This window comes from Leifsonia shinshuensis, from assembly GCF_014217625.1.
Classification (GTDB): Bacteria; Actinomycetota; Actinomycetes; order Actinomycetales; family Microbacteriaceae; genus Leifsonia; species Leifsonia shinshuensis_A.
Genome location: NZ_CP043642.1, coordinates 1 through 12,328, shown reverse-complemented (window position 1 = coordinate 12,328; position 12,328 = coordinate 1). Strand labels below are relative to the sequence as shown.

The 12,328-nt window shown below is 69.0% G+C and carries 12 protein-coding genes; 1 reads left to right on the top strand and 11 read right to left on the bottom strand.

All coding sequences use genetic code 11. The features are described 5' to 3' along the window. Positions 1-60: 60 nt before the first annotated feature. The 9 genes from F1C12_RS21715 to F1C12_RS21675 form a co-directional block, all read right to left on the bottom strand. Positions 61-696, bottom strand: a complete 636-nt coding sequence (locus F1C12_RS21715) for a hypothetical protein (protein WP_185279155.1) — start codon at positions 694-696, stop codon at positions 61-63. Positions 697-723: 27 nt separating this feature from the next. Beyond that, positions 724-1,269 carry a hypothetical protein gene (locus F1C12_RS21710; protein ID WP_185279154.1) on the bottom strand — a complete coding sequence of 182 codons (546 nt, stop codon included), beginning with the start codon at positions 1,267-1,269 and terminating at the stop codon, positions 724-726. Between the two features lie 479 nt (positions 1,270-1,748). Continuing rightward, complete coding sequence (locus F1C12_RS21705) at positions 1,749-2,648, bottom strand: Mom family adenine methylcarbamoylation protein (RefSeq protein WP_185279153.1); 900 nt, start codon at positions 2,646-2,648, stop codon at positions 1,749-1,751. Further along, positions 2,645-4,324: a DNA cytosine methyltransferase gene (locus F1C12_RS21700; RefSeq protein ID WP_185279152.1), complete on the bottom strand. Its 1,680-nt coding sequence runs from the start codon at positions 4,322-4,324 to the stop codon at positions 2,645-2,647. The genes F1C12_RS21705 and F1C12_RS21700 overlap by 4 nt, the downstream gene beginning before the upstream one ends. Next, positions 4,324-4,620 carry a hypothetical protein gene (locus F1C12_RS21695; RefSeq protein WP_185279151.1) on the bottom strand — a complete coding sequence of 99 codons (297 nt, stop codon included), beginning with the start codon at positions 4,618-4,620 and terminating at the stop codon, positions 4,324-4,326. Before F1C12_RS21695 ends, F1C12_RS21700 begins: the two co-directional genes overlap by 1 nt. A gap of 111 nt (positions 4,621-4,731) precedes the next feature. After that, on the bottom strand, positions 4,732-5,628 hold the full coding sequence (locus F1C12_RS21690) for a hypothetical protein (protein ID WP_185279150.1): 897 nt from the start codon (positions 5,626-5,628) through the stop codon (positions 4,732-4,734). Continuing rightward, positions 5,625-6,263, bottom strand: coding sequence for a DUF6349 family protein (locus F1C12_RS21685; RefSeq protein ID WP_185279149.1), 639 nt, complete (start codon positions 6,261-6,263; stop codon positions 5,625-5,627). The genes F1C12_RS21690 and F1C12_RS21685 overlap by 4 nt, the downstream gene beginning before the upstream one ends. Beyond that, positions 6,260-6,472 (bottom strand): hypothetical protein, encoded by a 213-nt coding sequence (locus F1C12_RS21680; protein ID WP_185279148.1) that lies wholly within the window; start codon positions 6,470-6,472, stop codon positions 6,260-6,262. Before F1C12_RS21680 ends, F1C12_RS21685 begins: the two co-directional genes overlap by 4 nt. A 53-nt stretch (positions 6,473-6,525) precedes the next feature. Then, positions 6,526-6,813: a hypothetical protein gene (locus F1C12_RS21675; RefSeq protein WP_185279147.1), complete on the bottom strand. Its 288-nt coding sequence runs from the start codon at positions 6,811-6,813 to the stop codon at positions 6,526-6,528. Between the two features lie 138 nt (positions 6,814-6,951). Between F1C12_RS21675 and F1C12_RS21670 the strand changes: the two genes are divergently transcribed. Beyond that, entirely contained in the window at positions 6,952-7,203 is a 252-nt protein-coding gene (locus F1C12_RS21670; RefSeq protein WP_185279146.1) for a helix-turn-helix domain-containing protein, read from the top strand. A gap of 284 nt (positions 7,204-7,487) precedes the next feature. Here F1C12_RS21670 and F1C12_RS21665 read toward each other — a convergent pair whose 3' ends face one another. Both F1C12_RS21665 and F1C12_RS21660 read right to left on the bottom strand, forming a co-directional pair. Further along, the gene (locus F1C12_RS21665; RefSeq protein WP_185279145.1) at positions 7,488-9,776 is read right to left on the bottom strand and encodes a helicase-related protein; all 2,289 of its coding nucleotides are present in this window, start codon (positions 9,774-9,776) and stop codon (positions 7,488-7,490) included. Continuing rightward, on the bottom strand, positions 9,719-12,328 hold the full coding sequence (locus tag F1C12_RS21660) for a hypothetical protein (RefSeq protein ID WP_185279144.1): 2,610 nt from the start codon (positions 12,326-12,328) through the stop codon (positions 9,719-9,721). The genes F1C12_RS21665 and F1C12_RS21660 overlap by 58 nt, the downstream gene beginning before the upstream one ends.

Below are 12,328 nucleotides of genomic sequence, written 5' to 3'. Positions count from 1 at the left end.
GGCGGGGAGGACCGACTTGGTTCTCCCCGCCGCTTCGTCGTTGCCTGGGTCAGGCTGCGGTCACTGCTCCTCCTGGTTGGCGGGGCGGGTGGGCTGCGTGGCGAAGGTGCGGTGGTTGTAGAGGTCGAGCGCGTCGAGCCAGGTATCGGTGGTGACGTCGATGCGGGCGACGGTAGGCAGCGGGCCCTGGTAGCGGTGCGCGTTGGGGTAGACGCGGCCGCAGTGGTTGCAGACCGTGTAGCCAGCGAGGACGTCGTTCTCTTCGGCCTCGTCGATTCGTCGGCTGTCCCAGAGGTGGCCGTCTGCGGCGAGGTATGAGACGTCCCAGTCGCCGGCGCACTCGGTGGCTCCGCAGCCGATGTAGTCGACGCCGTTGTCGGCGTCTGGGCTGGTGATGCCTGAGGGCTCCGCGCCGGTCAGTGGGACAGTCGGGTAGGGCAGTTCCGGGACGGCCGCCTTGACGGCGGCGCGGGCGGTGTCGTGGTCGAGGTCGAGGAAGTATCCGCGCACGGCGTTGTAGAACTCGTCGCGGGTGTCGACGTCGTGGTCGGCGCTGCGTTCGGTGAACGAGCCGAGGGTGCTGCTGCCGGTGGCGACGAGGTTGTTCTGCGCGTCGCGGGTGACGGTGATGGTGATGTTGGGGCAGAGCTCGGTGAGCTTGCGCTGGAGCCAGGTTGCGTCGTTCGTGGTGGCCATGAGGGTTCCTTTCGAGGTGTGTGAGGTCTAGGCGGCCGCGGGCAGCGTGTGCTGGGGGACCGCGGGGAGGATGGTGTCGGTGCCGGGGACGCGGACCGCCCATGCCGACGGGGTAACGGGGGTCGAGACCCGAGGCTGCTGGCGGTGGAGGTAGGCCTCGTGGTTGCGGATCAGGGCGGCGACGTAGCGACGCCACTCGTCGTTTGCGGGGGAGGTACGTGCCCAGTGCAGCTGCTGGGTGAGTCGCTCGTGCTCCTTGGTCAGCTCGTCGCGCTCGAGGAGGGCGATGCGCGCGCCGATCGCGAACAGGGCGAGGCCGGCGTCGGTGAGACGAGTCAGGTCGACGGGGCGGGCGGGGAGCGCGAGCTCGTTGCCGAAGCCAGCGCCGGCGGCGTGCTCCGGCAGGCGCTCTTCGCCGTCGATCGGCTGGACTGCAGCGTCCACGTTCACTCGGTGCCAGTGGAAGTCGATCGCCTTGCGGGCGCGGTCGGTGGCGACGTACAGGTCGGCGAATGTCTCGCGCGTCTGGTCGATCCCGGCTTGCAGGATCTCGGTCGGCGTGTAGCGGGTCATCGTCTTCTCCTCTCGCGGTGAGCTGGTGCTGGACTTACTGGCAGGAGTCGCAGCCGAGCAGGTCCATGGGGTCGACGGGGACCTCGTAGCCGCCGATCTGGTCGAAGCTGCTGGTGGTGTTCTGCGTGTTCATCGGTTCTTCCCTTTCGTTAGGTGTCCGCGGAATCAGAGGTGGGCGGATCATCGAATAAGGGGACCGACTTGGCGGACGCCGGAGCCTGTCAAGGGTTCCGACCGACCCCCAGCGCGGACGAGTCTTGGATCGCAGGTGCGGAGCACCTTCCCCGACCATCTGGAGGTGCAGGGGAGGGAGCGGCCCTTGACAGGCGGAGAGCGGCCGCTAGTACGATTCCCCCTCTCGATGCTCCGGCTACCCGTCCCGTTCCTCGTCAAGCTGGTCGTCGCGGCGCTCGCCTCGGCCACGGGAGTGTGAGGGCGGCGGAGCCTGCCTTCACGCCGGCCCGGGGCCGGCCCTGCGGCTAGAGGAGCGCGAGGAGATCCTGGTCGGGCTTCGCGTACGGAGTGCGGGGCAATCCGATCCGGGTGCGACGTCTCTCGCTGGGGGTGCCGATCGCCCATGCGTAGCGGTAGTTGCCCGGGTGTCTCACGCGCGTGACGTGCAGCTCCTGGAGTGCATGACGGAGCCAGCTGGAGGGGTTCTCGTTGGCGCGGCGAGCTGGTGCGCCGAGGGCGACGAGGCGACGTTCTGCGCCGTCCGCGCCGGACTCCTGCGCGCGGATCTTCTGCAGCGTGCGGTCGCTGAGCACGAGGCCGTGGCGCGGCAGGTAGGTGAGGGTCCGGCGGGTGGAGCGACCGAGGGCCAGCGCGTTCGTAGCCTGGTAGCAGACGCCTATGTGGCCGTTCTTATATTCGTCGACGTGCTCTCGGCCGTTCTCGTCGACGACGGTGCGGGTGCGCGGCATGGGGTCGGAGAAGGACACGACGCCGCGGATGCCCTCACTGGCGGCTCCTTCGAACACGCGGCGAAGAAACCAGGACTCGGCATTCGCCGGGGTGTCGGTGAGGACGAGCCGACCGAGCTCGAGCGTCTGCATGTTCGGCTGCAGTTCCGGGAAGACGTTGCTCAGCACACTGGCGCGCATGGGGACGCTGAGGACCGCGACGCCGACCAGGGCGCGGCCGCCGACGGTGGTGCCGTCGACGGCGAGGCGGTCGTCGGTGGTTGTCAGGCCGTAGCTGAACCGGGCGGCGGGGAAGGATGCCGCGTAGTGATGTCGGGTGACGAACTCGCGGGCGAGCTGCTCGGGCAGCCGCACGACGTCGAAGGACGGGGCGTGGAAGCCGCCGTCGGCGGGGTGCCGCCAGCTGTGCTGGCGGTACCCCCACCGCTGCGAGAGAAGGGGCGCCGGGGCGTTCATCCCACCAGCCCCATCGTCTCGACGCAGATGCCCACGATGTCGCGCGCGCAGGGCGGGCAGACCGCGTTACCCGCCGCCTTCGTGATGTCGCGCTGCGAGACGGGCTTCAGGCGGTTGGTGGGCTGCCACATGTAGTCGGCGGGGAAGGCCATCCCGGCGGCGACCTCGGTCGGGAGGAACATGCGCAGCAGGGTGTCGGGGACCAACGCCATGGCGGCGTCCAGGTCCTTGGCGCTGATCGGCGCGCGCTGCCCTCGGGGCTGCTGCATGATCGCCTGGTGCCCGGCTGTGGTCAGGGTGCGCATCGGTTCACTGGCGGGCGTGGTCATCTCGGCTCCGCCGCCGTTCATTCGGTGGATGAGGGCATGGTTCGCGCCGTCGGCGACCACGGTGCGCATCGGCTCGGTGTACGGGTCGAGGTCACGCACTCGGTCACGGAACTGGGTGACGAAGGGGGTCACCAGCGCGTGGTGGTTGCCTCCGGCGGTGAAGGTGCCGGCGGCTTCGGTCACCGGGCGGACGGTCCCGGTGCCGTACATCTCGGCGATGAACGGCGTGCGCTCGGGCGCGTAGGCGAGCGCGGTCTCCAGGCGTGTGGTCTGGGTGCGCAGCGCCTCGTCCACGGGGTAGGCGTTCTTGCCGTCACGGCCGTCGACCGGGATCGCGAGTGCCTTGGAGTTGCTCGTGTGCAGCGCCTTCAGCGGCTCGGTCATCGGCCAGCTGCGGTAGTAGGCGTCGGCTTCGCCGTGGTGCGGGTGGTGCGGGTCGGCCGCGTCGTAGGTGTTGCCCGCCGCCTCCAGGTGCGTCGGTCCCCAGTAGCGGGCAATCCCGGCGGCCACGCGCAGGCGGGTCTTGGGCTTGAGGCGGTCGCCGATCGGACGGCCCGGGATGGACCAGTCGATCGCGACCGATGCGGGGAGGTAGCCGGGCTCGACGATGGAGCCGCAGCCGGGGCAGCAGTAGACGTAGGCCTGGCGGTAGCGGCCGACGGTGCGGCCGGGCTTGAAGGACTGGACCGACTCACGCATCTCGCCGCACTTCCAGCAGTAGGCGAGCGGCCGCAGGATGCGGTCGAGGTCCGGTGCCTTGTCGGCCTCGGGCCAGGCGACGACGTAGATGCGGTCGCGGGACTGGGGAGCGGGAGCGCCGAACTTCTGCGCGTGCATGGCGTTGAGAGAGACGACGCGGAACTTGTAGCCGAGCGCCCGCAGCTCCTGCCGCCACACGGTCCAGGCGGTGCGGTACTTCGCGTTGATGGCGATGTCGACGACGTTCTCGACGACGACGAGCCGGTAGCGGTGGTGCTCGATGAAGCGCAGCACGTCGAACATGAGCAGGCGCGAGCGGGTCTTCGCCTCGTCGGAGAGCGGGTCCTCGAACAGGCCCTCCTCGATGTCCGGCAGCTTGGACCCGTTGGCCTGCGACCACTTCGTGCACTCCGGGGAGGCCCAGAGGATCGTGGTCGACGGGAAGAACGACGGCCGTTCTTGGTGCAGGTCGACGATCGCGTGATCGGTGCTCTGGTGGTTCGCCGCGTGGATGTCGATCGCGACGTCCCAGTGGTTCGCGGCGACCTTGACCTTGACCCCGGGCACCTGTCCGGCGCCGGTCGATGATCCGCCCGCCCCGGCGAAGAGGTCGGTCATCGTCACGTCGGATTCGAGAGTGGCCAGCATCAGCGCTTACCTCCCGCACGCTCGACGTGGAGCTGCAGGGCCGCGACGGCCGGGATGACGAAGAGGAAGATGACCAGCGCGGCTGCGAGGCTGCTGCTGGCGACGGGCCGCGCCCCGATGTGACCGGCGGCGAAGGCGGGGACGATGTCCGCGGCCGCGACGATCACGAGGGCAGCGATGAAGCCGAGGAGGACGCTGTACGCCGCGGTGAACATCCGCGCCTGCTTGGCCCGCGGGATGCGGCGGGGGCGCGGTGCCCGCACCCCCGCGGTGGTGGTGATTCGGATGGTGGTCACGGTCGATGCCTTTCGTTGTGGGGTCTCTCGCCTACCTCTCTACTCTACTTTAAAGTAGAGTCTACTTTCAAGGGGAATCTACGTTTTAGTAGATTTTTTGGGTGGCGGTGGTCAGTGGACGGGTGAGGCCGGCGACGTCTCCGCGGCACTCCAGGTCCAGCTGCCTCCGCCGATGGAATAGACAGTGACGCCCCGGGAGTCATGCCCGCGGACGATCTCCGGCGGATCTCCCGCTTCTTCGTACTGGGCGCTCTGGAGGAGATAGGCCTGCAGCTCGTCGTTCCAGCGCACGAGGGTGCGGAACTCGTCCGGGGCCTGGGCTTCATCCCGGGCGAGGTCGGCGGCGATCTGGTCGGCGACGTCGCGTGTGAAGGCCGGGCAGAGGTATCCGTTCCAGCGGTAGCCGCTGACGGTGTGCGCGATGTAGACGCGGCCGTCGCCGTAGGTGACCGGGAGGTCGAAGCGTTCGTTGGTGTCGGTCATGGTGTGCTCCTGAGGGTGGGGGGCGAAGGGTCGGGTGGTGCCGCAGAAGGCGCAGCGTGTGACGAAGGTGGGTTGGCCATGGAGGGAGACGAGGGCGGGGAAGCTCTCGGCGCTGCCGCAGCGGGGGCAGGAGCTTGCGTCGGCGTCGGCCCTCCCGGCCTCGGTGGCGAGGGCGAGCGCCCGCCGCCACTCGGGGCTCGTGGTGTTGACTCGAGCGAGGACGGGGGAGCCGATGGTGGCGGTGCCGGTGGAGGCGAGGTCGTTCACGGCGTCGTCGTAGACGCGGCCGCAGTCGGCGCAGATTGCCAGGCAGGTCTCGGGCATCTCGCCCAGTCCCTCCGGGGCCGGTCCCGGCTTCTCGCTGACCAGCCGTCCGGATCGGTCGGCGGCGTGGAAGCGGGTGGAGTTGCCGCAGGGGCACTGGACGTTCAGTGCCCCTGCGTCGACGTGCGCGACCTCGCCTACGGCGACCGGGAGGGCCGGGTAGGGCGGGGTGATCGCCCCGCCCGTGACGTGGGCGATCATCGGATCACCTCGGCGGCGAAGTCGTAGCCGCCGAATGGGCTGCGGCCGGGGACGGCGCGGGTGCCGATGCCGCTGCGGGCCGTGAGGATCGGTGCGCCTGCGAATGTCCACTCGGTGGGGTAGGCGTCGAGGAACTCGCGGCCGTTCTTGCTGAGCTTGCCCGACATGTCGTTGCGCCAGCCTTCGGGGGCGACCGGGAGGGTGCGCCAGCCCGGCATCGCGTGGTCATGCCAGGCTCCGAGCATGTCGTTCTCGGATGAGCTGATGTGGTGCCAGCCGCAGGCGGTGCAGATGGCCTGGTAGAGGGTGGACCCGAGGCAGGTGCAGGGAGTGTCGCTCTGGTACCGGGATCCGGGGCAGAGGTGGGAGTGGCGGAGGTCGGCTTCGAAGCGGTCCATGGTGTGCGCTCCGACGGCGAGCGGCTTCTCCTGGATGTAGGGGCGGTGCCACATGTGGCTGGCCTGGAGGCAGTTGAAGTGGCCGTTCTCGAAGAGGTAGCGGTTCCAGGCGGCATCGAGGTCAGCCGGGTTCCAGTAGCCGGTGGTGAAGTGCAGCGGCGCGCCGGTCCACGCGGGCGCTGCCGCGACGTCCATCTCGTGGATCATGGCGTCCAGGTCGAAAGTGAGCTGGCTCATCGCTGCACCTCCTGGTGGGTGCTCCGCTGGAAGGTGGCGAAGATCCCGGCAATGATGCCGACGATCAGCGTCACGAAGGAGGTCAGGGTGACGATGGCGGCGATGACGCCGATCCACGAAGGAATGGCAGTGGGGGCGCTGGCGAAGAGGGCGATCAGGCCGAGCACGGTCAGCAGGACGAGGGCCTTGCTGTGAGGGAAGAACCGCATGGGATGTCCTTTCGGTGTGGAGGGGTGCCGCCCGCGGGCGGCACCCGGGGTGGTTAGTCGGCGAGCTGGATGCGCTCGGAGTCGTCGGCGCGCTCGATGGTGACCGGCACGTTGCCGTAGACCACGAGGCGGACGCCGCCGTGTCCGTCGGGCTCGGCGAAGACGGTGAGGAGGGTGGTGCCCTCGTCGTCTGTGAAGTCGACGCGGCCGAAGTCGTCCGGCATGGCCTGTCGCGGGAGCCCGGACGGGGAGGCCACCTCGCCCTTCACCCAGTCGCGCGGCTCCAGGCGGTCGCCGGTGTCGTAAGGGGTCAGCCGGTAGGTGGTTGCGTAGTCGCTCATTGGTTTCCTCCTCGTCGCTTGCCTACCTCTCTATTCTACTTTAAAGTAGAGTCTACTTTCAAGGCGAATCGCCTTTTTGGTAGAGTGAGTTTGCTCGGCGCGAGTCCGGGAGAATGGGGGCGGAGAGTGGAGGACCTGATGGCCGGATTCGAGCTAGACCTGGTGCGGAAGGCAGCGGGCCTGACGCAAGGGCAGGTAGGGGAGCGGCTGGAGAAGTCGTTCAAGACGGTGAGCAAGTTCGAGCGTGAAGCGGACCGGATGACGCTGACCAGCTTGCGCAGCTACCTGGTCGCCGTCGGGGCCGATAGCGCCACCATCTCGGTGACCGTCGGCGGCGAGGTCATCGAGCTTCCCCTCGATCTCACCCCCGCTGCAGCTGGCGAGTCCTGAACCTCCCGCACGTCTCGCATAATGTGGTCGGCTGCCCAACACGCTCGATAGCGGCACCGGCAAGCTGAGAGGGGCCGCTTCCGCTCCATGTGCGCGCCTTGCGGCAGAGCGCAGCTGAGGGCGCTCTTTTCGTGCCGCTTGCGGTACGAAAAGAGCGGCAACCCGGACGGCTACTTTCGCCGCGCCTGGCGTGCGCGTGACCTCTACACCGGTTCCCCATCCATGCACAGCGAGAAGGGGCGCGCATCGCCTGGATGCACGCCCCTCCGACGGTCTCTCGGCCGTCAGCGGATTTGCTGAGTGGGCGGCGGGACGGTGTCTGGCTTCCAGGTCGGCCGGGGGTCCGTGGGGGCTGTAAGCGCGTCGATCCGGTTGGTGATGGCGTCCACGTCCACACGAACGGGCCGGGCGGCCTCGGCGGTCGCGCCAGCCGCGGCCGCGTCGACTGTCGGTGCGGCCGCCGGAGCGGTCTTGGATGCTTCCGCGGCCAGTGCGTTGAGTTCGGCGGTGATCGAGGTGAGGCGTTGCTGCGCCTCGGTGAGTTCGGCAGCGCGGGGGAATGGCCGGCCGATGCGCGCCTGTGCGTCCTGCAGCGTGGACTCGGCCTCACGGAGCGCCCCGCGCTGGTCAGCGAGGAGCCTGGGCAGCGAGGCGGTGAGGTTCTCCAAGCGCGTGACGTAGCCGATGCCGGGCGATGCCATCTCTTCTCGTCCGACCGAGACGGTGGCATTCGGGACGCCGCGAAGCTCCGCGACGATCTGGATCGAGCCGAGCTGGGGTCGGGTTCGCATGTCGATCGTGAACCCGCCGAGCTGGCCAAGCTCGCCGAGGTCGCGTTCGGCGTACACGGGGAGGGAGCCGAGGTACTTGCTTCGCGCCCAGACGGCGATCGCCGCGGCCGCGTCGGCGCGCTTGTCGTACGCGCGCCCGTCGATGACGGCGCGGAACCGGTCGCCGTCGGTCGGGACGGCCGAGGGAATCATCTGCTCCAGGATCTCGATGCGGTCTTGGGCGAGCTGCGCGCGCTGGGTCGCGACGGCGTGCATTTCGTGGAGGTTGCGCTGGGAGCGGGCGTGCGCGCGTTCGAGGCGTTCCAGCTTCGCCGCCTGGTCGGCGGCTTGTGCCTGCTCGAGTAGCAGCGGGTTGCCGCTGGAGAGGGCCTTGGCTTCGGCGGCCGAGAGGGCGAAGTCGCCGATGTCTTCCATCTCGCGTACGTCGAGCTTGCCGCGCATCACCTGGGCGATGAACTTGGCCTTCCGCTCGACGGTCTGCCACATGTACGCGTCGAAGGAGCGCTCCACAACGTAGTTGTGCACGGCGATCTCGGCGTTCTGGTTTCCCTGCCGGATCCCGCGACCGTTGCGCTGCTGGATGTCGGCCGGCCGCCACGGCACGTCGATGTTGTGCATGGCGATCGCGCGGGCCTGCACGTTCACACCGGTGCCCATCTTGCCGGTCGACCCGAGCAGGACGTCGACGTGGCCGGAGCGCGCGGCGGCGAACAGTCGGCCCTTCTCGGCGTCGTTGCGCGCCGAATGAATGAACCGGATCCGGTCGGGGTGCATCCCACCGGCCACGAGGAGCCGCTTGAGTTCGTTGTAGGCGTCCCACCGGTCCTTGGCCGGGGTGCCGAGGTCGTTGAAGACGATCTGCAGGCCGCCCGGGGTCTCCGAGACCTCGCCGGTGACCGTGTCGAGGTAGGTGAGATCCTTTCCCGCCTGCCACTCGTTCAGGATGGTGGCGGCGACGACTTCGAGCTTGCTGCCGGGCTGAGCGTGCTCGGCGCCGACCATCCGCATGTCCAGTGCCGCCTTGCGGCCGTCCCCGGCGATCTTGAGCATGTTGTCCTCCTCGGGCGGGACCGCCTTCGCGGCGACCATCTCGGCGCGCTGGCCGATGTGCTCGAGGTAGGACTCCAATGCCGGAGTGGGCGGGATGACGTGCACGTGCGGTGCACGCTCCCCGTCCGGGCGCGCGCGTAGCAGGGGGACCGGCAGCCCGAGGTCCTCGGCGGTCTTCACGTCGGCGAAGACGTGCCACATACGCAGCATCTCCGGAACGTTCTGGAACTTCGAGAACCGGGTCTTCAGCCGGAATCCGCCGGCCGGGCCCATCTCCATTTCGGTGACGAGCTCGCCGAACGTCGCCGCCCAGGTGTCGAACGTGAGGACGCCCGCAGCCTGGAGCAGGTCCGGGCGCAGGTAGCGCTGCATGACGTGCGCCTCGGTGATGGAGTTCGCCAGCGGAGTCGCGGTGGCCAGCGTCCCGGCGCGGAGGCCGTGCCGGGAGCGCAGGTACTCCATCTTGAGGTGGAGGTCCGTCGCGCGGCCGGATCCAGGGAGGATAGCGGCGGCGTCGATGTTGGATTCGGTGGTGAGGTTCTTGTAGTCGTGGGCCTCGTCGACGATCACATAGTCGACGCCGGAGGATTCGAACGTGATGCCGGGGTCGACCGGCTTGTCGAGCTTGGCCTTGAGCTTCTCCTCGAAGCGGACCTTGGCCTTCTCGATCATCTTCACTGTCGACGATCCAGCCGACCGCGCGGCCGCGAGGTTGGCCTCCAGCTCGTGCACGCGTTCGCGGATGTACTCTGCCTCGAACGCGGGGGAGACCGGGATGCGTTCGAACGCCGTCCGGGTCGCGATGATGCGTCCCAGTCGTTCGCGGCCGCGCGGGCGACGAACAGGCGGCGCTTGTCGCCGGCGAGGTCGTCGGTGGAGGCCGCGAGGATCTTCGCCTGCGGGTAGATCTGAAGCCACTCGCGGGCGAACTGCTCCAGCATGTGGTTCGGGACCACGACGATGGGCTTGTTGATCAGTCCCATGCGACGCATCTCGGTGGCGCCCATCGCCATCTCCGCCGTCTTTCCCGCGCCGACTTCGTGGGCGAGCAGCACCGCCGGTTCAGAGATCATGCGGGCGACGGCGGCGCGCTGGTGCGGCCGCGGGGTGAAGTTGGCTGCCATGCCGGGGAAGGTGAGGTAGTCGCCGGCGTCGGTGTAGTCGCGCAGCACGATGGAGTTGAACCGGCGGTTGTACTCCTCAGTGAGGCGGTGGGCGCGCTCGGCGTCTTCCCACACCCACTCCGCGAATCGCGCCTGCAGCTTCTCGGCCTTCTCGGTCGCGGCCTGGGTCTCGGTCGGGTTGAGGATGCGCTTGCCGTCGTCGAGCTCGTCGTAGACGGTGAGCGCCCGCTGCTCCATGACCGCCTCGGCCACGTCCTGCGCGGGACGGCGGCTGGTTCCCCATTCGTCGGTGGCGAGGATCGAACGCCGCATCTGCGACTTGACCACCCACTTGCCGGGCATCGGGTTCTCGACCGTGAGTCCTTGCTCACGGAGGATCTCGCGCAGGAACTGCTGGTGAGTGCCCGGGTCGATCCACACCGCACCCATCCGGACGGCGATCTCCTCCATGGTCAGAGGTTCTGGCACCACCCTCTCGAGGGCGGGCACGTTGGGTGCAAAGCGGTCCGGGTCGGCTTCGGCCGCGGCACGGGCGGCGTCGAGCTTGACCCGGATGTCTCCGGACAGATACTCGGCAGCGGGAACCAGGCGGTCGAGGGCGGGGTCGTCGTAGACGAGGGTGCCGAGCGCGGCGCGCGCCTCGCTCTCGTCGGTGCCGAGCAGGTGAGCGATCAGCGGGAGGTCGATGCCTCCGGTGCGGTCCATGGAGAGCGCGATCGCCTCGGACGGGGTCTCGGCTCCCTGAACCTCCGGCCGCGGCACCACGACGCGCCGCGAGAGCAGGGAGGCGGGGACGGCGTCCTGCTTCTCGTCGTCGAACACCTCCAGCGCCATCACCAGCGATCCGAACGGGTCTTGGCGGAGGATCCGTGTGGCGGTCGGGGTGATCCGAGCCATCCGGGGAGTGCCGGTCTCGTCATCGACGCGACCGGTCTCGCGCATGGTGTAGCGGTTCAGCGGGCCGTACTTGGTCGAGTAACGCTCGTAGTCGGTGCGCAACGCCTCGCGTGCGTGCTCGAGTTCGTCGGTGTCGTCGGCGGACGCGGCTTCCATCTCCAGGAGGACTCGGGCTTGGTCGCGCAGGCTCAGGAGCGCACGCAGCTCGACCGCGGCCGACTTGGGAACCTTCACCGGCTCGGCGCGGCCGCCCTGCACCTGCGCGAAGCTGCCGTCCTCCTCGGCGAGGAGGGTTCCGTCGAACACCTCGGCAAGCTCCGGTCGGTGCTCCTTCTGCTGCAGCTGGGACTCTTCGGAGCGCGCGGTGAACAGCTGGCCGCGCTCGCGCGCGTCCGCGACGATCCCGTCGAGTGCAGTGCGCAGGTTGGTCTCGACGGCGGCGAGGTCGCCGGTCACGTAGAGCGTGGGCCCGTACTGGCTCGGCCCGATCGTGTAGGTCCCGAGAACGTTCTCGGGGCGGGTGTCGAAGTACGCATTGGTCTTGACGACCTCACCGTCGACCTGGTGGGCGTGCACGGTCTCCCAGACGTCGGATGCAGCCGGACGGCCGGGCTCCCGGCGGCGGAAGACCAGCAGGTCGGTGACGACCTCGGTGCCGGCCGCGCGACGGTGTGCGCCCGAGGGGAGGCGGACCGCGCCGACCAGGTCGGCCATCTTGTTCATCTCCCGGCGGGCAGCGGGGTTCTGGGTGTCGAGCGTGTACCTGCTGGTCAGGACGGCGACCATGCCGCCGGGCCGGGTCAGAGCGAGCGACTTGATGATGAAGTGGTCGTGCAGCGAGTGCCGTCCGGCGTTGTGCACCGGGTCGTGGAGGGTGACGTTGCCGAACGGGACGTTGCCGATCGCGGCGTCGAAGTGCCCGGCCGGGTACTTCGTGTCAGCGAACGACTCCGCGCGGATCTGCGCGTGCGGGTAGACGGCCGCCGCGATCGCCGCGGTGGTCTCGTCGAGTTCGACGCCGACCATGGCCGCCGACTCCGGTGCCATGCCGATGAACGTTCCCGCGCCGGCGCCCGGCTCGAGCACGGTTCCGCCGTCGAATCCCAGTTCCTGCAGGGTCGACCACATCTGCCGCACGTAGGCGGGGTCGGTGTAGTGCGCGTTGATCGTGGTGCGACGTGCCTGGTCCCACTGCTCCTGAGACAGAAGGTCACGCAGCAGGTTGCGCTCGGTCGACCACGCAGTCTTGGCGTCGTCGAACAC